The 18,910-nt window shown below is 71.4% G+C and carries 11 protein-coding genes; 3 read left to right on the top strand and 8 right to left on the bottom strand.

Annotated elements, in window-relative coordinates:
• The first annotated feature begins 209 nt into the window (after positions 1 to 209).
• Positions 210 to 1,142 carry a LuxR family transcriptional regulator gene (locus IF29_RS0104995; RefSeq protein WP_232242021.1) on the top strand — a complete coding sequence of 311 codons (933 nt, stop codon included), beginning with the start codon at positions 210 to 212 and terminating at the stop codon, positions 1,140 to 1,142.
• Positions 1,143 to 1,231: 89 nt separating this feature from the next.
• On the opposite strand, the gene IF29_RS0104990 is transcribed toward IF29_RS0104995, so the two are convergent.
• Positions 1,232 to 5,527 carry a carboxypeptidase regulatory-like domain-containing protein gene (locus IF29_RS0104990; RefSeq protein ID WP_030250078.1) on the bottom strand — a complete coding sequence of 1,432 codons (4,296 nt, stop codon included), beginning with the start codon at positions 5,525 to 5,527 and terminating at the stop codon, positions 1,232 to 1,234.
• Positions 5,528 to 5,936: 409 nt separating this feature from the next.
• On the opposite strand from IF29_RS0104990, the gene IF29_RS48445 reads away from it, so the two are divergent.
• Both IF29_RS48445 and IF29_RS45830 read left to right on the top strand, forming a co-directional pair.
• On the top strand, positions 5,937 to 10,238 hold the full coding sequence (locus tag IF29_RS48445; RefSeq protein ID WP_084713541.1) for a carboxypeptidase regulatory-like domain-containing protein: 4,302 nt from the start codon (positions 5,937 to 5,939) through the stop codon (positions 10,236 to 10,238).
• Positions 10,239 to 10,577: 339 nt separating this feature from the next.
• Positions 10,578 to 10,706, top strand: coding sequence for a hypothetical protein (locus IF29_RS45830; protein ID WP_157623612.1), 129 nt, complete (start codon positions 10,578 to 10,580; stop codon positions 10,704 to 10,706).
• A 543-nt stretch (positions 10,707 to 11,249) separates the two neighbouring features.
• Here IF29_RS45830 and IF29_RS0104975 read toward each other — a convergent pair.
• The 7 genes from IF29_RS0104975 to IF29_RS48440 all read right to left on the bottom strand — a co-directional run bounded on the left by IF29_RS0104975 (position 11,250) and on the right by IF29_RS48440 (position 18,905).
• Positions 11,250 to 12,821, bottom strand: a complete 1,572-nt coding sequence (locus tag IF29_RS0104975; protein WP_037594325.1) for an AMP-binding protein — start codon at positions 12,819 to 12,821, stop codon at positions 11,250 to 11,252.
• A gap of 74 nt (positions 12,822 to 12,895) precedes the next feature.
• Positions 12,896 to 14,215: a malonyl-CoA decarboxylase domain-containing protein gene (locus IF29_RS0104970; RefSeq protein ID WP_051724890.1), complete on the bottom strand. Its 1,320-nt coding sequence runs from the start codon at positions 14,213 to 14,215 to the stop codon at positions 12,896 to 12,898.
• A gap of 25 nt (positions 14,216 to 14,240) precedes the next feature.
• Positions 14,241 to 15,695 (bottom strand): sodium:solute symporter family protein, encoded by a 1,455-nt coding sequence (locus IF29_RS0104965; RefSeq protein WP_030250068.1) that lies wholly within the window; start codon positions 15,693 to 15,695, stop codon positions 14,241 to 14,243.
• Positions 15,692 to 15,928 (bottom strand): hypothetical protein, encoded by a 237-nt coding sequence (locus IF29_RS0104960; RefSeq protein ID WP_051724889.1) that lies wholly within the window; start codon positions 15,926 to 15,928, stop codon positions 15,692 to 15,694. The genes IF29_RS0104965 and IF29_RS0104960 overlap by 4 nt, the downstream gene beginning before the upstream one ends.
• 92 nt (positions 15,929 to 16,020) lie before the next feature.
• On the bottom strand, positions 16,021 to 17,454 hold the full coding sequence (locus IF29_RS0104955) for an amidase (RefSeq protein ID WP_030250063.1): 1,434 nt from the start codon (positions 17,452 to 17,454) through the stop codon (positions 16,021 to 16,023).
• Between the two features lie 134 nt (positions 17,455 to 17,588).
• A complete protein-coding gene (locus IF29_RS0104950) occupies positions 17,589 to 18,566 on the bottom strand; it encodes an Lrp/AsnC family transcriptional regulator (protein ID WP_030250061.1) in 978 nt (325 codons plus the stop codon).
• Between the two features lie 204 nt (positions 18,567 to 18,770).
• Positions 18,771 to 18,905: a hypothetical protein gene (locus IF29_RS48440; protein ID WP_269664950.1), complete on the bottom strand. Its 135-nt coding sequence runs from the start codon at positions 18,903 to 18,905 to the stop codon at positions 18,771 to 18,773.
• Between the last annotated feature and the right edge of the window lie 5 nt (positions 18,906 to 18,910).

Genomic DNA, 18,910 nt, shown 5'->3' with positions numbered 1-18,910 from the left:
GCCGCTCACCCCCTGCAGATCCACCTGGTCGGCGGCAACACCCGCACCTGTCCCGCCCACGGCGACACCTGCACCACCAGCACCGGCGGCAGCAACTGAACGACCGGGGGCGCGACAGCCGCGGACACCCGCATGCGGGCAGGCGATGCGCACTGCGGGCGCGTCTGTTTCATGTGACAAGCATGTGGACTGTCGTCCAGACTGACCCGGTGCTGACTGATCTCGGACTGGACGGCTCCGCGGACGACGTCAAGGCGTTCCGCTATCTGGCGTCGGTGCCCAGTGCCTCCACGCGGGACATTGCGGACGCGCTCGGCTGCCCGCTCGCCACAGCCGAAGGGATCGTCGAACGCCTCGCCACGCACGGCCTGATGGCTCCGGTCTCGGGCGGGGAGGGTCGCTGGGCCGCGCTCCCGCCTGAGATCGCCTTGGGGCCGCGCCTGACCCGGCTGCGGGAGAGCACCCGGCGGGCCGAGGTCGCGCTCGCCGAACTCGGTGAGGCCTACCGCCGGGAACGGGGGTCTTCCCCGAGCGATCTCGTGGAGTACATCGACGGTCCCGCCCAGGCGCAGCGACTACTGGAGATCCAGTCCGCGGCGAAGGAATCCCTCTGGGCCTTCCAGACGGGCACCAACACCGTCACCTCCGTTGCCAGCACGGTCACCATGGAGCCGGCGGCACCGCCGGGCCTGGAGAACCGCGTCATCGTCGACAGCGAGTTCCTCACCGAGCCGGAAGCGGTCCGTGCGCTCAACGACCGGCTCAGCCTCGGCCACCAGGTGCGGGTGGTGGACCATCCGCTCATGAAGCTGGCGATCGCCGACCGCAGCGTGGCCCTGGTGCGCACCAGCCCGCAGCGGACCATGATGATCCGCCAGCCGCTCGTGGTCCTCGCCTGCGAGCTGTTCGAGGCGACCTGGCGACGGGCCCGGCCCTACCTGCGGGACGACAGCGGACTGGAGCCGCTGGACCGCCAGATCCTGCAGCTGATGCTCTCCGGCCTGACCGACACCGCCACCGCACACCAGATCGGCACCTCCCCACGTACCGTGCAGCGAAGGCTGCGCGCGCTGATGGACACCGCACGCGTCACCTCAAGGCTCCAACTGGCCTGGCACGCACTGCGCAACAGCTGGATCTGATCCCGGCCTGCCCCGGGACGGCTCCACGGGGTGCGGTGTGTCCCGGCCCGGGAGTTCCTCCCGGGCCGGGGCGGGGTGTCGACCCGGCGTCAGTCCTGGACCAGTGTCCAGTCCCTGGTCACCACGGACCTCCTAACCAGCTTCACGGTCGCGGTCTGCGGCACGAAGCCGTCCTTGGCCGCGATGACGGTCAGCGGGTTGTTCCGGGTGTCCATCCAGATCTGGTACTGACCGGCGGTGTCGGTGTGCAGGGTGTAGGAGGCCGTCCAGGTGGTGATCTGGACGGTTGCCCCGGCTACCGGCTTCATCTCGCCGTCCGCGTTCCGGTACTGCACGGTGCCGGCGATCTTCCCCCAGCTGGTCGGCGGGCTGACCGTCAGTGCGACCTTGACCGCCGCGACCGGATAGGGGGTGTCGGCGTCGGGGAGCAGCGAGGCGGTGTAGGTGCCGGGCTGGGAGATCGAGGGCACCGCGGCGTCGAAGTTCAGCGTCACCTTCGCGGACTCTCCCGGCTGCAGTGTCAGCTGGTCGCGGTCGAGGGAGAGCCAGTCGGTGCTGACACTGTCCGAGTACTCCCAGCCCGCCAGCACCTGGGTGGTGTTGGACGTACTGCCGAGGCCGGTGCTGCCACCGACGGTGTAGAAGCCGAGCGCGCCGGCGAACCGGTAGCCGGCCGTGGGGGTGTTCGGCAGGGCTGACCACGTGCCTGTGCCGGGATCGTAGGCATAGCCCCGGTTGGACAGGTTGTTCGCCTGGATGCCGTCCTGGAGCAGCAGTTGGCCGTTGGCGGCGGTGGTCGCGGCGCCCCACACGGAGGACGGCAGCAGGGCGATCGGCGACCAGGTGTTGCTCGCCGGGTCGTAGGCGTAGGAGTACGCGGTCGCGCCTGTCGCGTCGGCGACGCCTCCGGCGCAGTAGACCTTCGCGCCGACTCCGCCGCAGGACATCCAGGACTCCGCCTTGGGATAGTCGGCGATCTGCGTCCAGGTGTTCGTGGCTGGCTCGAAGGCGTACGCGGCGGTGCTGCCGCAGGCCGCGTCGGTGCATCCGCCGATGGTGTAGAGCTTGCCGTCCAGCACGGCGCTTCCCGAGCCGGCGTATGCCGTAGGAGCGTTGGCGGCGGTACTCCACGCGTCGGCGGCCGGGTCGTAGACCTCGGTCCGCGAGTCGGTCTCACCGGACGGCAGCCAGCCGCCGGTGACGTACACCTTGCCGTTCACGACGCCGTGCGCCGCGCCCTCACGGGTGTCCTTGGCCGGTGCCCGCTCACCCCACGTCTGGGCGGCGGGGTTGTACGCGTACCACTGGTTGGTGTCGTTGCTGCCGTCGTAGCCGAGACCCGTGTAGAGGATGCCGTTGACGGTGTCCGCGATGTTGTCACTGAGCGGGACGGGCAGGTCCGCAACGCTCTGCCAGTGGTCGGCGGTGTTGGCGCCGACGCCCGCCTGCGCGGCCTGCCGCGCTGTGCGGGTGGTGGCGAGCTGGTCGGGCGTGGCGTTCCTGGCCGCCAGGAGTTCGCTTCCGGACGTGGTGCTGGTCGGCACGGCAAGGGCGGGGACCTCGTCCGTGCCCGCTGTCACGCCCTGCATGGAGTAGCCGGTCGGAGTGTCCGTCAGGTGCACGGTGGCGGCCGCGGTGCCGGTGTTCTTGAGCGTGACGGTGCTGCTTGCGGTTCCGCCCCAGGCGGCCGTCCTGGCGACGGTGTCCGGGGAGGCGGTGATCTGGCCCGCCTTGAGGGCGAAGTCGGCCTCGGTGGTCCTGCCGGCGATCACGGCGGCCACCGTGGAGCCTGTGGTGTAGCGGGACATGGCGGCGGTGATGGTGCGGTCACCGGTGTCGGGTGAGAAGTACCAGTAGAACGCGCCCTTCAGGGCCGGGTCGGCCACTGCCGCGGAGGTGGCGGTGAGCTTGGCGTCGCCGGCGTCGACGATGGTCGAGCCCGGCACGGCGGCGGCGGTGTTGGCGTCGCTCACCGTGCCGACGACGAGGCCGCCGGTGAGGGGTTCGCAGCCGTACCTGCCCAGCACGACGTTGTCGAGCTCCCAGTACCAGGAGTCGGCCCCGGTGTAGTGGAACCGGACCTCGACCGCGGACTGGCCGGCCGCCTGGGGCAGCGGGAGGTTGACGCTCTGGGCGTATGTGGTGACCGTCGCGGAGTTCCACACCGTGGTCCAGGTGGTGCCGCCGTCGGTGCTCAGCTGGACCTGGCCGGCCGAGTTGGGCGCGACGTGGAAGGCGTTGGCGAAGGACAGCACCGGCGGCGCGTCCGCGCTGTAGGCGGACAGGTCGGTGGCGGGGGCGGTGAGATAGGAGTCCTGCGTCTTCCCGGCGCCCGCCCTGTCGCTGTCCACGATCGCGAAGCCCCCGGCGCCGCCGGTGATGTTGCCGCGCGTCGGGGACGTGAAGGTCCAACCGTTGTCCGTACCGGCTGCGTTGGCCACGGTCCAGCCCGCGGGCGTGGCCGTGGTGTCGAAGGTCTGGTGCAGACCGTGGTAGGCCATCGCGTAGCCGGCGGCCGTGCAGCCCGCGGCGATCGGCACCTGGATGTTCTGGACCAGGTTCGTCGCACCGAGGGAAACCTGCTGGGTGGTCACCTGGTAGCCGCGGTAGTAGGGCGTCACGTGCAGGGTGTAGGCGGAGCCCACCGGCAGGGAGAGGCTGTACCGGCCGGTTCTCGGGTCGGTGTGCACCGGTCCGCCGGGCACCCCGTCGACGGAGATCGAGGCGTACAACGGCCAGCCCTGGCCGGATCCGTCCGTCACCTTGCCGCTGATGGTGGCACGGGCCTCGGCGTCGAGAGCGAAGTCCCGGGTGAGGGTCCCGCCGTCGGTGACGACCGCGCCGGTCGCGCTGGCGCTGGTGTAGCCGTAGGCGCCTGCGGTGACGTCGTAGGTACCGGGGGCCAGGACGACGTCGTAGCTGCCGTCGCTCCCGGTGACGACCTGGTCGGACCCGACGGTCACAGCGGCGCCGGCGATCGGCTGCCCCGTCGCGGAGTCCGTGACGGTGCCCCTGACTTCGCCGTGCGGACCGGAGCGGAAGGCGTCGAGACCCTTGGGGGTGCCCAGTCCGGTCGGACCGTCGTAGCCGGGTCCGGCCGTGCAGAAGTAGGCCGGCGTACAGGTGCCGTTGCTTCCTGTCGTCACGTCATTGAGCGCGGACGCGACTGCGTACGGGTAGGAGGCCGGGTTGCTGCCCGCGACCGGGGTGCCGGCGTCAGCGTAGGTGGCGGTGATGATCGGAGCCGAGGCGGAGGTGCCGCCGTAGACGGCCCAGCCGCTGCCGCCGTAGGTCTGGTAGACGGCAACGCCGGTGGCCGGGTCCGCGACGGCGGAGACGTCCGCCACGCTGCGCTTGGCGCAGCCGGTGTCCTTCTGCCATGCGGGCTTGGCCTCGTACAGCGAGCACCCGGAGCCGCCGCCCTCGGTGGCACTGGTCTTCCACACCGACTCGGCCCAACCCCGGCCGGTCGTCGCGTCCTTGGTGAGCGAGGTGCCGCCGACGGCCGTGACGTACTGGGAGGCGGCGGGGTAGGCGACGCCGTAGGCGCTGTCGCCGGAGCTGGCCACGACGGCCACGCCCGGATGGTCGTAGTACGGGTCGTAGGCAGCGGCCTCGGAGGCGTCCTCGCCGCTGCCGGCAGCCGAACTGTAGGACGCCCCGTAGGAGTTGGACACGTACTTGGCTCCCAGGGCGACTGCCTCGTCCACCGCTGTGCCGAGGTCGGTGCTGGACGCCGTGGTCGCCTCGACCAGGACGACATGCGCGTTCGGCGCGACCGCCGACACCATGTCCAGGTCGAGTGAGATCTCCCCGGCCCAGCCGGAATTGGCCGCCGGGTAGCCGGTGCCGCCGGTCTGGTCGACCTTCTTGAAGCAACCGTTCGCCGTGGTGCAGGCGGGCAGCCCGTACTGGGTGCGGTACACCGCCAGGTCGGCCTCCGCGTTCGGGTCGTCGTAGGCGTCGACGATGGCGACGGTCGCCCCGGCGCCGCCGTTCGCGGGCAGGGCGTAAGCGGACAGCAGGTCCGAAGGACCGTACCCTGCGGGCGTGTTGGGTACGGTGTCGCCCGCGGCCGACACACCTGCGGGCTTCACTTTACGGCCGCGCATGACACCCTTGACGGCCGAGATGTCGGTGCGCTTCAGCGCGAAGCAGGACGCCCGGCCCGGCGCGGGTGTGCCGCACACCCGTTGGGAGCTGATCCGTCCCGTGCTCTGCTGGGTCTCGGTGGTGGTGGGGATCGAGGACGCTGGGGCCGTCGAGACGGCGGATCCGGCCGGGGAGCTGGCCGCGGCAGCCAGGGCGGGGTGTGCCGCGAGGCCCGCCAGGGCCAGGGCCGCGACGGCCATCGCCCGTCTGCGGAGTGGGATGCGCTGGTGCACGTGCTCTCCGTCCGTCGTGGAGGCCGGGCAGGTGCGGGACGGCCTGCGTGTCCGCACGGCTCGGGAAGCAGGGCGCTTCGGGGCGTCATCCTGACCCGGGGCGACGGTGGTCCGGGAGGGCTGTCGACTGGCGACAGCACGACATGGCGAGACCACGACATCTCAGCCGGCACGGGGGCTTGCGCGTACGCGGCGAGATCACGTCATGTCGCAGTCTCGACAGGGGAAGACCGTTCCGTCCATCCGGGATTCACCAGAATGATCTCGAAACGAAGCGCATCCGCTTCCCGAGCCGCGCCTCCGTCCGGGCATCCCGTTTCCGTGCGATCTCCCTGCAGGAACGGGAGCTTGTGCGCCCGCCCAGTCGGCGATCAGGCCCGGCCACGCACGCGACAGGAGCTCCAACCCGATGGGAATCAGACGCCTCCGGTTGACTGCCGCCACCGCGGCCGTCGGCGCGCTGGCGCTGGCGGGCCTCAACGGCCCGACGGCGCTGGCCGCCACCGCCGGAACCGCCGGGGCATCGGGCGCGACCAGCGCCTCGGCCCCGACGATACCGACCACGACGGACACGCAGCGGCACACCGGCGCGCCGCACAGCGAACCGGTCTGCACGACCGCGCCCAAGCCCGGCCAGGCCACCTGCTTCGCCCTGAAGCGCACCGACATCTCGGCCGTGAAGGGCGTCATGCGCGGAAAGGGCGCCAAGAGCGGCGCGGCGACCCCGGCGGACGCCCAGCCGAACACCAACCCGCCCGCGGGCTACGGCCCTTCCGACCTGCTCTCGGCCTACAGCCTTCCGGCAGACGGCGGCGCGGGCGCGACCATCGCCATCGTCGACGCCTACGACGACCCGAACGCAGAAGCCGACCTGGCGGTGTACCGCGCCCAGTACGGGCTGCCCGCCTGCACCACCGCCAACGGCTGCCTCAGCAAGGTCAACCAGACCGGCGGCCCTGCCCTCCCGCCCGCCGACAGCAGCTGGGCCGGCGAGATCTCGCTCGACCTCGACATGGTCTCCGCCGTCGCACCCGACGCCCACATCCTGCTGGTCGAGGCGAGCACCGCGTCCACCGACGACCTGGGCACCGGCGTTGACACCGCAGTCGCTCTCGGCGCGAAGTACGTGTCCAACTCCTACGGCAGCGGCTACTCCTCCGCCCCCGGGAGCGGCGAGGACGCCTCCGAGACCACCGCCGCCGACCCGTACTACAACCACCCGGGCGTGGCCGTCGTGGCCAGCTCCGGCGACAGCGCCTACGGCGTGACCTACCCCGCCGCCTCCCAGTACGTCACCTCCGTCGGCGGCACCTCGCTCACCAAGTCCGCAGGGACCGGACGTGGTTGGACCGAGTCGGCGTGGAGCAACAGCTACGGTGGCGGCGGCTCAGGCTGCTCGGTCTACGAGTCCAAGCCGACCTGGCAGACCGACACCGGCTGCGCCAAACGCACCGTCGCCGACGTCTCCGCCGTCGCCGACCCCGCCACCGGCCTGGCCGTGTACCAGACCTACGGCGGCAGCGGCTGGGCCGTCTACGGCGGCACCTCCGCATCGGCTCCGATCATCACCGCCACCTATGCCGACGCCGGCACCCCGGCCCAGGGCAGCTACCCGAGCTCCTACCCGTACAACGACCGCTCCGCGCTCAACGACGTGACCAGCGGCAGCAACGGCCACTGCACGCCGGCCTACTACTGCACCGCGCAGACCGGCTACGACGGCCCCACCGGCCTGGGCACCCCGAACGGCACGGACGCGTTCTCGGCCGCACCACACGGCCAGGTCAAGGGCACGATCACGGACGCAACGACCGGCGATCCGGTAGCCGACGCCGTCGTCTCGGCCGGCGGCCGCTCGGTGACCACAGCCGCCGACGGCAGCTACGACCTCTACCTCTCCCCCGGCACCTACGACGTCACCGCGGGGGCCTACGGCTTCGCGACCGGGAAGGCGGTGGGCGTCACCGTCACCGACGGCGGTGTGGTGACCGAGAACCTCGCGCTCGCCGAGGTGGCCCGGGTCAAGGTGTCCGGCACCGTCAAGGACGGCTCCGGGCAGGGCTGGCCGCTCTACGCCTCGATCAGCGTCGAAGGCGCCACCGGCGGCCCGGTCCACACCGATCCGAAGACCGGCGCCTACACGGTCTACGTTCCCGTCAACGCCGACTACACCTTGGACTTCACCCCCTACTACCGGGGCTACCAGTCCACCACCAGCACGATCAGCGCAGGCACGTCCTCGCTGACCGACGACGTCCAACTGCCGATCGACACCGCCGCGTGCACGGCGGCGGGGTACCAGCTCAACCACCACGGACTCTTCCAGAGCTTCGACGACAAGGCCGTCCCGGACGGCTGGAGCGTCGCCAGCGCGGCCGGGACCAAGGCCGGCTGGGTCTTCACCAACCCGCTGGGGCACTCCAACCTGACCACCGGTGACGGCAACTTCGCGATCGTCGACGCCGACGCGTACCAGGACAACATCCGTAACACCACGCTGACCAGCCCGGCAACCGACCTGTCCACCTTCACCGCGGACGACCCTCCGGTCCTCTCCTTCGGGGACGGCTACGCCAAGGGCACCGACACCGCAGGTGCCGTCCAGCTCAGCACCGACGGCGGCGCCACCTGGACCACCGTCTGGAACTCCCCCTCCGCCACCTCGATCCGGACTGTCGTCTCGGTCCCGCTGCCGCAGGCTGCCGGGCAGTCCCAGGTGCAGATCCGTTTCGCCTACAGCGCCACCACCGGCGGCTACTGGGAGGTGGACAACGTCCAGCTGGGCGGCGCCACCTGCGACCCCCAGCAGGGCGGCCTGCTCGTCGGCAAGGTGACCGACGCCAACACCGGTGCCGCGCTGGCAGGCGTGGCCGTCACCGATGCCGCCGACAGCACCGTCTCCGCCACGTCCACGGTCGTTGACGACACCGCCCTCGGCGGTGCCTTCTACTGGGCCTTCGTGCCGGGCGTCAGCAGCCACACCGTCGATGCCGCGCTGGCGCACTACGCCTCCGCCGCCTCGACTGTGGCCATCGTCCAGAGCACGGTCACCGAGGCCGACTTCGCCATGAAGGCCGGCCGCGTCGAGCTCTCCTCCACCTCGCTGTCCGCCACTGCCAAGATGGGCGGCACGGCGAAGACCACGCTCACCGTCCGCAACACCGGAACCGCGCCCGCAACGGTCACGCTCTCGGCCGAGTCCTCCGGCTACACGGCAGCGTCCGTCGGCGCCACCGGGAACGTCCCGACCCGGCGCATTGCCGGCCCGTTCTCCGCGGGACCCGCGGCCCTCGCCGCGGCGAACGCGACCCCCGCCGAGAGGAAGGCGGCCGCCACCGCTCTGACAGCGGCTCAGAACGCCGTCGGACCCGCCGATTCGGAGGGCTGGCAGCCCATTGCGGACGTCCCCGCCGCGAGCACCGACAACGTCGTCGAGACCGTCGGCGGTGTCGTCTACTCCGGCCTCGGGTTCGCCGGCAACGACGTGGGCGAAGTGAACACCCTCTACGCCTACGACCCCGCCACCGGGTCCTGGACGCAGAAGGCGAGCGCCCACGACAAGCGGGACGCACCCGCCCACGCCGCCATCGACGGCAGGATCTACGTCGTCGGCGGATGGACCCCGCAGTCCACCGTCGACTCCTCGATGGAGATCTACGACCCGGCCACCGACAGCTGGAGCACCGGAGCCACCATCCCGTCCGGACACGCGGGGGCCGCCAGCGCCGCGGCGGGCGGCAAGATGTACGTCGTCGGCGGCTGCACGAACACCGGCTGCGGCAGCACCGACGCCCTCGCCTACGACCCGTCGCAGAACACCTGGACGAAGATCGCCGACTACCCCGAGCCCACCGCCTGGGAGGCCTGCGGCGGCATCGCCGGCAAGCTCTACTGCGCCGGCGGGTACTCGGCGGCGAACGCCGACAGCGCCCATGCCTACGTCTACGACCCGGCCACCGACGCCTGGAGCCCGATCGCCTCGCTCCCGAAGACCGACTGGGGCACCGCCTACACCAGTGCGAACGGGCAGCTGCTGCTCCAGGACGGTGTCGTCGACACCGCTCTGTCCAACCAGGGCTGGGCCTACGACCCGGCCACTGACAGCTGGACCGAGCTGCCGAACACCCCGGTCGCCTCGTACCGCTTCGGCGGCAGCCAGGGCTTCTACGCCATCGGCGGCAGCATCGGCGTCGGGGACGCGCAGCCGACCGCTCAGGTGCTCGCGGGCTGGGACCAGCCCTCGGACGGCCCGGCGCCGTGGCTCTCGCTCAACACCCCCACGCTCACCCTCGCGGCAGGCGCCAGCACCAAGGTGACCGTCACCTTCGATGCCGCGGACGCCTCCGTGGCCCAACCGGGCAACTACACCGGGCGAATGCTGGCGACCACGGACACCCCGTACCGCGTCCCTGCGGTCGGCGTGACGATGACCGTCAAACCGCCCAACACGTGGGGCAAGCTGGCCGGCACCGTCCAGTACCGGGACGCCGCCGGTGCGCTGCACCCGCTGCCGGGTGCGACCATCCGGATCATCTCCAGAACCGCCTCGTACACCGTCCACAGCGACAGGAACGGCCAGTACGGGTACTGGCTGCCCAGCGACAAGGTCACCGTCCTCGCCGCCAAGGACGGCTACCAACCCGACACAGTCTCCGTCAAGGTCGCCAAGGGGGTGACCACCACCCAGGACTGGACCCTGCTACGGCAGTGACCTGGTGACATCCCGCCAGCCCCGAGGCCCGGTGCGACCGTCCCCCGTGAACGGTCGCACCGGGCCCGGCTGCTCCCGGTTCCGTCAGCGGACCGGTTGCCCCGCTCCGGCAGCGGAGCCGGCGAACAGGTCCGCACAGCGGCGACGAAGCTCGGCCATCTGCACCTTGCCCATGACGTTGCGGGACAGCGCGTCGACCACACGGCCACGAGACCCTGGTCGAGACCGTCGTGTACTCGCAGAACGAGACCTTCGAGAGATCATCCGATCTGATCCGACCGACTCTCAAAGCCGTTGGCGCTACTCCGACTTGCTAGGGCATGCGGGTAGGCGGGTGTCATCGAGATCGACGGACCACAGCACCGGGAGCATGCGGGCTACGATCACAGCCGAAGCCGTCTGCTGTTGAACGCAGGAGTGAAGCCCTTCGACCGGCTGAACGTGGACGACTCCACTCAACTACACTAGGTCGAACGATTCGTTGACGGCTTCCTCGCTCGCCAAAAGCGTTCGTAGTAGCCGGCCCTGGCCCGTAACCGTCTCTGCCTGGCTCATGCCGTGGGGAGGCGGGCCGCCACCTGCCACCGTCTGGTCGTCGTGAATCGGACAGTGGCAACACTGACTTGCGTAGACGCCAACGAGCCGGACCAGTGCTTCTGAACAGGCACTGGTGGCCCGCCTGATCAAGTATGCCGAAGCTGCCCCGACCAGACGCTCAAAGCCCCTGGCGTTACTCGACGTGCTGAAGCAGGTACGGCGAGGTCAGACCAGCAAGTCGGTTCATACGCACCAGCGTTGCACACGCCCTCGGCCGTAGGGTGCACACCTGGACGCCCGCTCGGCGCGTCGGGCCTGCGCACTCAGGGAGACAGGCGCCATCACCTGGTCGCCTCGGACGAGGTTGCCGGAGAGCTGGCGCGCAAGGTCTGGAAGGCCGCCCTGGCCGCCCGTCACAGCCTCAAGCGCCAGGTGTGCCCCCATCCGCCCGATCCGGGGAGCAGTCCTAGGCCGTTAGCGGGGCGCCCGGCCGGCCCGGGGGTCGGGGCCGGTGAACAGGTCCGCGTAGTGGCGGCGGAGCTCGGCCTTCTGCACCTTGCCCATGATGTTGCGTGGCAGAGCGTCGACCACGTGGACAGCCCTGGGGTGCTTGAAGCGGGCGAGGTGCTCCGCCACGGAGGCCAGGAGTTCCTTTTCCCGGGGCTCCTGGCCCGGTGCGGCGACGACCACCGCGACGACGGTCTCCCCGAAGTCCGGGTGCGGGACGCCGATGACGGCGGACTCGGCCACGGCGGGGTGGGCGTCGAGCAGTTCCTCGATCTCCTTGGGATAGATGTTGAACCCCCCGGAGATGACCAGGTCCTTGTCCCTGCCCACGATGTGGAGGTAGCCGTCCGCGTCGAAGCGGCCCAGGTCACCGGTCTTGAAGTAGCCGTCCGCGCGGAACTCGGCGGCCGTCTTCTCGGGGAGCTCCCAGTAGCCGGCGAAGACGTTGGGTCCGCGCACCTCGATCCCGCCCACCTCGCCGGCGGGCAGCTCCCGGCCGCTCTCCGGTTCCACCACCCGGACCGAGACGCCTGCCAGCGGCCTGCCGACCGTGCCGGGCCGGCGCGGGCCGTCCGCGTATGGGTTGCTGGTGTTCATCCCGGTCTCGGTCATGCCGTAGCGCTCCACGATGGCGTGGCCGGTGCGGGCCTCGAAGGCCCGGTGGTCGCTCGCGAGGAGGGGTGCCGAGCCGGAGACGAACAGCCGCATGGAGGCGCAGGCGGCAGGGGTGAGCCGGTCCTCGTCCAGCAGCCGGGTGTAGAAGGTCGGTACGCCCATCAACACCGTCGCCCGCGGCAGCAGCCCCACGATCTGCCCGGCGTCGAATCTCGGGAGGTAGAGCAGGGTGGCGCCGGTGGTCAGCGCCATGTTCACGGCGACGAACAGGCCGTGCACATGGAAGATCGGCAGCGCGTGGATCAGCCGGTCCACCTCGGTGAACTGCCAGGCCTCCACCAGGGCTGCGCAGTTCGAGGCCAGGTTGCCGTGCGAGAGAACCGCACCCTTGGAGCGCCCGGTGGTCCCGGAGGTGTAGAGGATCGCCGCGGGGTCCTCGGCGCGGGCTTCGAAGGAGCGCCCCGCCCGGTCGTCGGCTCCGGGGCCGTCCGGTCCGGGACCACCGTCCAGGAGGGTGCCGTCCCCCGTGGTGCCGAGCGTCTCCACGAGCATGCCATCGCCGGCCCGGTGGGCGTGCTGCTCGCGACGCTCGGGGGCGCAGACGAACACGCGGGGCCGGGCGTCGCCGATGAAGTAGTCGACCTCCGCGCCGGTGTAGGCGGTGTTGAGGGGCAGGAAGACGCCGCCGATGCGCAGGGTGGCCAGGTAGAGGGCGATGGCCTCGGGGGACTTCTCCACCTGCGCGGCGACCCGGTCACCGGGCCGGACTCCGTCGGCCAGCAGTCGGGCGGCGATCCGCCCGGCGGCCAGGTCGGTCTGCCGCCAAGTGACCCCGTGGCCGTCCGGTAGTTCGAAGAGCGTCCGGTCGGCGCGCAGCCGCACCTGTTCCTCGAAGGAGCGGTGGACGGGGGTGAAGGAGACCATCGGAAATTCCGTTCTCGTGATCGCCGTCCGCTTCCAGGGCGGGGACGTAGACATGTCGTTGCTGCGGTCGCGGCTCAGGTGCGGCGGTCCGGGGGTGGCCCCGGGGCGTGCAGGGCGCGCATGGGGCCGTCGACAGCCACCACGCCTCGGCGGACGAAGTCCTCGTGCCGGCGCTCCAGTTCGGCCGGCTCGTAGCGGTAGTTGACCATCGCGCCGTAGGACTGGTCCCAGGCCTGGGGGGAGGGGTCGGCCGGCCAGTCGAGCTGCCAGGCGGCGGCGCCGTTGCCCAGGTGGAAGCGGGCCACCGGGTCGAGCGGGCGCCCGTCCGCGCGGCGCTCGACCGCGATGTACCGGGCCAGGACCGGCAGCAGCCGGGAGCGCAGCCGGGCGGTCCCGGCTGGCCCGAGCATCGACGGGTCGCTGGAAGCATCCATGTCCGCTACAAGGCGCCGCAGTTCGCCGTCCTGCCCGGACTGCTCCGCCAGCCAGCTGCGGAAGCCCGGAATCGGCGAGAGTGTGGCGAACAGCGTCAGCTGCGGGAGCTGCTCGCCCACCTGCTCGATGACCTGTTTGATCAGGAAGCTACCGAAGGACACCCCGGACAGCCCGTCGAGGGTGTTGTTGATGGAGTACAGCGCGACGGTGTCGGCCGTGCCCGGGGGAATCGCGGGGCCGAGCGCGAGCAGCGGGGTGATCTCGGTGGGCAGTCCGCGCACCAGGGCGACCTCCACGAAGACCAGCGGGATGTTCCCGGTGGAGGGGTGGAAGAAGGCGTAGATGCGTCGGTCGGCGGGGTCCAGCCGCCGGCGCAGTTCGTCGGCGCCGGCCATGGGGTGGACCCGCTCGCCGCGCAGCAGGTGCGCGCGCAGCTCGGCCGGGGCGTCGGCGGTGACTTCCGCCATCCGCAGGAAGCCGCGGTTGAACCACGAGGTGAGCAGGTGGCGGAAGTCGTGGTCGAGGGGGCGCAGTTCCGGGTGGTCGGGCAGCAGCCGGAGCAGGTCGGCGCGCATGTCCACCAGGGCCGGGGTGGCCTCGGGGGCGTGGTTCATGCGGCGCAGCAGCTGCTGGCGGGCGGGCTCGACCGCGTCGAAGAGCCCGGTCAGCTCCTCGGTGCCCTGCCCCCCTGCCGCCCTCGCGGCCTCCCACTGCCGGTAGCTCGCGCGCACCCGGTCGGCGTCGGCGTCGTACGCCCGGGTGATGTGGGCGAAGAACTCCCGCTTGGCGTCGTCGTCGAGTTCCCCGTAGTGGGCGAGCGCCCGGGTGGCCACGGCGCGCACGGAGGCCTCGCCGCCGTCGCCCATCAGCGAGGCGCAGTCGGTGAGCAGCTGGTGCAGCGGGGAGAGGGTCGGCGTCCCCTCCGTGCGGTCCCGCTGCTGCTCATCGCGTGCGTTCATCGGAACTCCCGACTCGGTGTGTGGATCAGGACGACACGGGGGCCGGCGTGCTGGGCGCTGGTGCGACGGGGGTCGCGGCCGGACGGCGGAGCCGGACCGCGATCTCCGCCACCGTGGTGACGGCGATGTTGACGACCAGGGCGATCAGGCCGGTGTCCACGGTACCGACGTCCACTCCGCCGAAGGTCAGCCAGACCAGCACGGCCACCCCGGCCAGGATGCCGGCGAGGGCGGCTGCCGCGTGCAGCCGGACCGTACGGGCCAGGCCCATGGCGATCGCCGGGGCGAGCTGCGTCAGGCCGCCGTAGGTGAGCAGCAGTAGGTTGGACAGCAGTCCGGGGCGGGCCAGTCCGAGGGCCAGCGCCAGTCCGGCGGCGACGACCACGCAGAGGTGGTTGACCCGCAGCTGGGTGCGGGGGGAGCGGATGGCGACCAGGTTGCGGGAGAGCATGCTGGAGATGCCGACCAGGATGGCCGCCGAGGGCACCATCGCCGCCGACGCTGCGGCGACGGCGATGACGCCGACGAGCCAACCCGGCAGGGTCTGTCCGGCCAGGGTGAGGGCGACGCCGTTGGGCGCGGTGCCCTTGCGCACCAGCAGCACTCCGGCGAATCCGATGATCACCGGTATGCCGAGGGCGATCTGGTACAGCGGCAGCCAGATGGCGTTGGAGCGCAGGGCGCGCCCGCTGCGTGCGGCCAGGACCGGCGGCCACAGGTGGGCCATGGTGCCCAGCCCGCCGCCGATGCCGGAGATGAGGACCGCGGTGAAGAAGAAGGTCGCGTCGTATCCCTCCTGGTTCAGCGTGAGCAGCTGCGGGTGGGTGTCGCGGACGGTCGCGAACAGTCCGCCGATGCCGCCGTGGACGGTCACCGCGACGCCGATGAGCAGCGCGACCAGCCCGAAGATCATCAGAGCGTCCTTGAGGTAGGCGACCCTGGCGATGCCGCGGATGCCCGACCACAGCACGAATCCGACGGTCAGCACGGTCGCCAGGACCATGCTGAGGCGGCCGCCCGCGCTGCTGCCGGTGGCCAGCTGGACGATCAGGCCCAGGCCGGTGATCTGCAGTTGCAGGTAGGGCAGCAGGAACACTGCGCCCACCACCGCGACGACCCGTCCCAGCAGCGGGCTGCGGTACCGGTCGACGAAGAAGTCCGCCTGGGTCACGTACCCGCCGCGAAGGCCGAGTTGGCGCATGCGGGGGGCGGTGAAGTACTGCAGGACCAGGTTGATGGCGAGGTAGCACAGGGCGAAGCAGGCGGCGACGCCGGCGCTGAAGGCCATGCCTGCGAGGCCGAGGAAGCTGAAGGTGGTGAAGGACTCGCCGGCCTGGAGGAACCAGGTGGTCGCGGTGGAGAACCGGCGGTTGCCGACGGTCCACTCCCCCAGTTCACGGCTGGGCGGGCGGCGTCCGCTCAGTCCCACCAGCGCGACGAGGACGATGCCGGCGGTCGTGATGACCATGGTGGTGCTCATGCTGCTGCCTCCTGGGTGTCGTCGTACTCGTCGGACTCGTCGTCCCCGCCGCGGAACCGGCGGTCCACCAGGAGCAGGCTCACGGTGGTGCCGGCCGTCCACAGCAGGCACCAGAACATGACGGACGGAATGCCCAGCCACAGGTGGGGGCCGTTGACGAAGGGCAGGAACGGCGTGCCGAGGAGGGCCAGCACGGGCACGGCGGCCCAGAGCGCATGCGGAGTTCGCATCATGGTTGCTCCAGCAGAGGGAGTCAGGACGGGGGACGGAAGGGCGTCACGGCGAGCGTCGGCGAGAGCGACGCCCACGGGGTCGGGCGGGAGACCTACGGGAGGAGGGGCGCGGTCCGGCCGTGGCGGGTGGCCGCCTCGTACGCCGCGCCGACCCGCAGCACGGTGCGCTCGGCGCGCGGCGCGGCCACGATCTGCAGCCCCACCGGCAGGCCGGCGGGCGTGAAGCCGGCCGGTACCGACAGTGCGGGCGCGCCGAGCACGGTCAGCAGGTAGGCGGATCGCATCCAGTCGAGATAGGTGTGCTGCGGCCGGCCGTCGACGACGGTCGGGTACTCGATCTCCACGTCGAACGGCGCGACCTGGCTTACCGGGGCGATCAGCACGTCGTAGCGGCTGAAGAAGTCGGCGGCGGCGAGGTGGATCCGGCCGTGCTCGGCCTGCACTCGGGCCAGGTCGCCCGCGGTGAGCTTCAGGCCCTCCTCGATGTTCCACAGCAGGCTGGGCTTGAACCGGTCGGGGGACCCGTCGTTCAGGGCTCCGAAGCCGGTCCGGAAGGAGTGCGCCCGCAGGGTGCGGAAGACGTCCTCGGCACCGTCCAGGTCGGGGCAGTCCTCGGTGACGCGGCAGCCCAGCTCCTCCAGCACCGCGACCTGCCGGGCGACCACGGCCCGCACCTCGGCGTCGACCGGGACGCGCCCGCCGAGGTCAGGCGCGTAGGCGACGCGGAGGCCGGTGAGGTCGGGTGCGAGCGGCTCCCGGAAGACCGCTCCGGGGGTCTCCAGCGAGATCGGGCTGCGGGCGTCAGGGCCAGCCATTACCGACAGCAGTAGCGCGGTGTCGGCGACGGTGCGCCCCATGGGGCCCGCGACCGCGAGCGTCTCCCACAGGTCGTCGGCGGCGAGCACCGGGACCCGGCCGGGGGTCGGCCGCAGTCCGACCACGTTGCAGAACGAGGCCGGGTTGCGCAGCGAGCCGCCCATGTCGCTGCCGTCCGCGATCGGCTGCAGCCGAGCGGCGAGCGCAGCGGCGGCGCCGCCGCTGCTGCCTCCGGCCGAGCGGGTCGGATCGTAGGGGTTGCGGGTGGCCCCGAAGACCCGGTTGAAGGTGTGCGACCCTGCGGCGAACTCCGGGACGTTGGTCTTGCCCAGGCGAATGGCGCCGGCCGCCTCGATGCGCTGGACCAGGATGTCGTCCTGCTCCGGCACGTGCTCGGCGAAGATCGGCGAACCGTGCGTGGTGCGCATGCCACGGGTTTCGTGGGTGTCCTTGAAGGCGATGGGCAGACCGTGCAGCGGGCCCAGTTCGGCTCCCGAGGCGGCCAGTTCATCGGCCCGGCCGGCTGCCGCCAGCGCGCCCTCGGGGTCCAGCGTGACGATTGCGTTGACGGTCGCGTTCACCCGCCCGATCCGGTCCAGGTGGGCGGCGACGACCTCCCGCGCGGAGAGCTCCCGCCGACGGACCAGGTCCGCGATTTCGACGGCGTCGCGCGCACACAGCGCGTCGGCTTCGGTGGGGCTCACATGCATGGCGTTCCTCGGGCAGCAGGGCGTGTGCCACCACATTGGCCGATGTGACTTTTTTCGTCAATGGTTCAATCGATATGAACTTTTAAGACATGTCAGCCACTTGCATGAACTTTTCAGACGCACGAGCGGGGTAGTCAGTGCAGCGGACCCCCCCGGCCCACCACGCCGCTCCGCTTCCACGCCTCGACCACCAGATGCGACTGCACGGCCTCCGCCCGCCGCACCCACGCGGGCTCGGTCAGGAACCGGTGCAGCTCCTCCTTCGAGGGCTGGGTCACGTGCACCAGCAGCTGGTACTCCCCCATGACCACCGCCGCATACCGCACCAGCGGCGAGGCGACCAGCAGTCGGCCGACCTCCTCCACCTCATCCGGCCTGGTCCTGATCCACAGCAGCGCCTCGACCGGCAGGCCGAGCAGCGCGGGCTCCACCACGGCCCGGATGCTGACCAGCCCGTCGCGCGTCAGCGACTCCACCCGGCGCCGCGCCGTGGCCACCGACACCCCTGCCAGGGCGGCGAGTTCGTCGTTGGTACGCCGGCCGTCCTCGACCAGGGCTGCCAGCACCGCGCGCTCGTCAGGCGCCAACTCCTGCTCGGGCAGGCCCACCCCGTCGGCCGGCACGCCCCCGCTGTCGAGCGCCTCGACCTCCTCGGGGCGCAGGATCCCCGGCGACCACTCGTGGACCGTGCGGAAGTACCGCAGCACCGGCGAGACCTGCTGCTGCACCAGCCCGGGCAACGCGGGAACCTCGTCCAGCACCAGCCGCCCCAGCTGCCCGGGCGCGCACTGCAGTTCCGCGACGCAGTCGGTCACGCCGGCCAGGACGTAGGAGAAGATCGCGTCCTCGCGCAGCCCGGTGGCGACGGCGATGTCCCGCACCGACCCCGGCCGGCAGTTCATCCGCAGGATGACCGTCTCACCGCGCGTCGCCAACCCGCGCACCTCGACGTCCCCGCTCTCCAGGAGCCGGTTCCCGCGCCGCGCAATCTTCCGCTCGGGCTCGTCCAGAGCGGCGGCGATCCGCCGCCAGGAAGCCCGCCCGTCGATCTGCAGGGCGGCGACGATCCGCCGGTCCAGCGCGTCGAGCGCCTGCTGCAGGCCCGAAGTCATCGCGCCTCCCCCGCAGCAGCAGGGGTGAAGTCAAAGTCGGCAGTCACCCGCCGACCTTAACCACTGGAACCGCTGATCACCCAGCGCACCCGGGCACCCGCCCGCCTGGAAGCGGCCCAACGCACCCAGCCGCCGGGGCAGCCAAGCGGCCCTGCAGCGCAAGGCGAGGGCGCGACCTCGACCAGGCCACCGGATCGCCTGACACTACTCCGACTTGCTCGGCCTCAAGCCGGCGAGGATGCTCTCCCACTTCTCGGGAGTCCATGAAGGCGACTCGGCGACCTGCGCCGCCACCCAGGCTTCGATCTCCGCGTCGAGTTCATCACGTTCGGTACTCATGCTGT

The sequence above is a fragment of the Streptacidiphilus jeojiense genome, assembly GCF_000719095.1.
Lineage (GTDB): Bacteria > Actinomycetota > Actinomycetes > Streptomycetales > Streptomycetaceae > Streptacidiphilus > Streptacidiphilus jeojiensis.
This window is presented reverse-complemented; position numbering and strand designations above follow the sequence as displayed.

What these genes read in the sequence shown, in the direction of transcription:
- IF29_RS48445 (WP_084713541.1), top strand. Translation starts at nt 5,937, where the DNA reads ATGGGAATCAGACGCCTCCGGTTGACTGCCGCCACCGCGGCCGTCGGC.
- IF29_RS0104975 (WP_037594325.1), bottom strand. Translation starts at nt 12,821, where the DNA reads ATGGTCTCCTTCACCCCCGTCCACCGCTCCTTCGAGGAACAGGTGCGG.
- IF29_RS0104970 (WP_051724890.1), bottom strand. Translation starts at nt 14,215, where the DNA reads ATGAACGCACGCGATGAGCAGCAGCGGGACCGCACGGAGGGGACGCCG.
- IF29_RS0104965 (WP_030250068.1), bottom strand. Translation starts at nt 15,695, where the DNA reads ATGAGCACCACCATGGTCATCACGACCGCCGGCATCGTCCTCGTCGCG.
- IF29_RS0104960 (WP_051724889.1), bottom strand. Translation starts at nt 15,928, where the DNA reads ATGATGCGAACTCCGCATGCGCTCTGGGCCGCCGTGCCCGTGCTGGCC.
- IF29_RS0104955 (WP_030250063.1), bottom strand. Translation starts at nt 17,454, where the DNA reads ATGCATGTGAGCCCCACCGAAGCCGACGCGCTGTGTGCGCGCGACGCC.
- IF29_RS0104950 (WP_030250061.1), bottom strand. Translation starts at nt 18,566, where the DNA reads ATGACTTCGGGCCTGCAGCAGGCGCTCGACGCGCTGGACCGGCGGATC.
- IF29_RS48440 (WP_269664950.1), bottom strand. Translation starts at nt 18,905, where the DNA reads ATGAGTACCGAACGTGATGAACTCGACGCGGAGATCGAAGCCTGGGTG.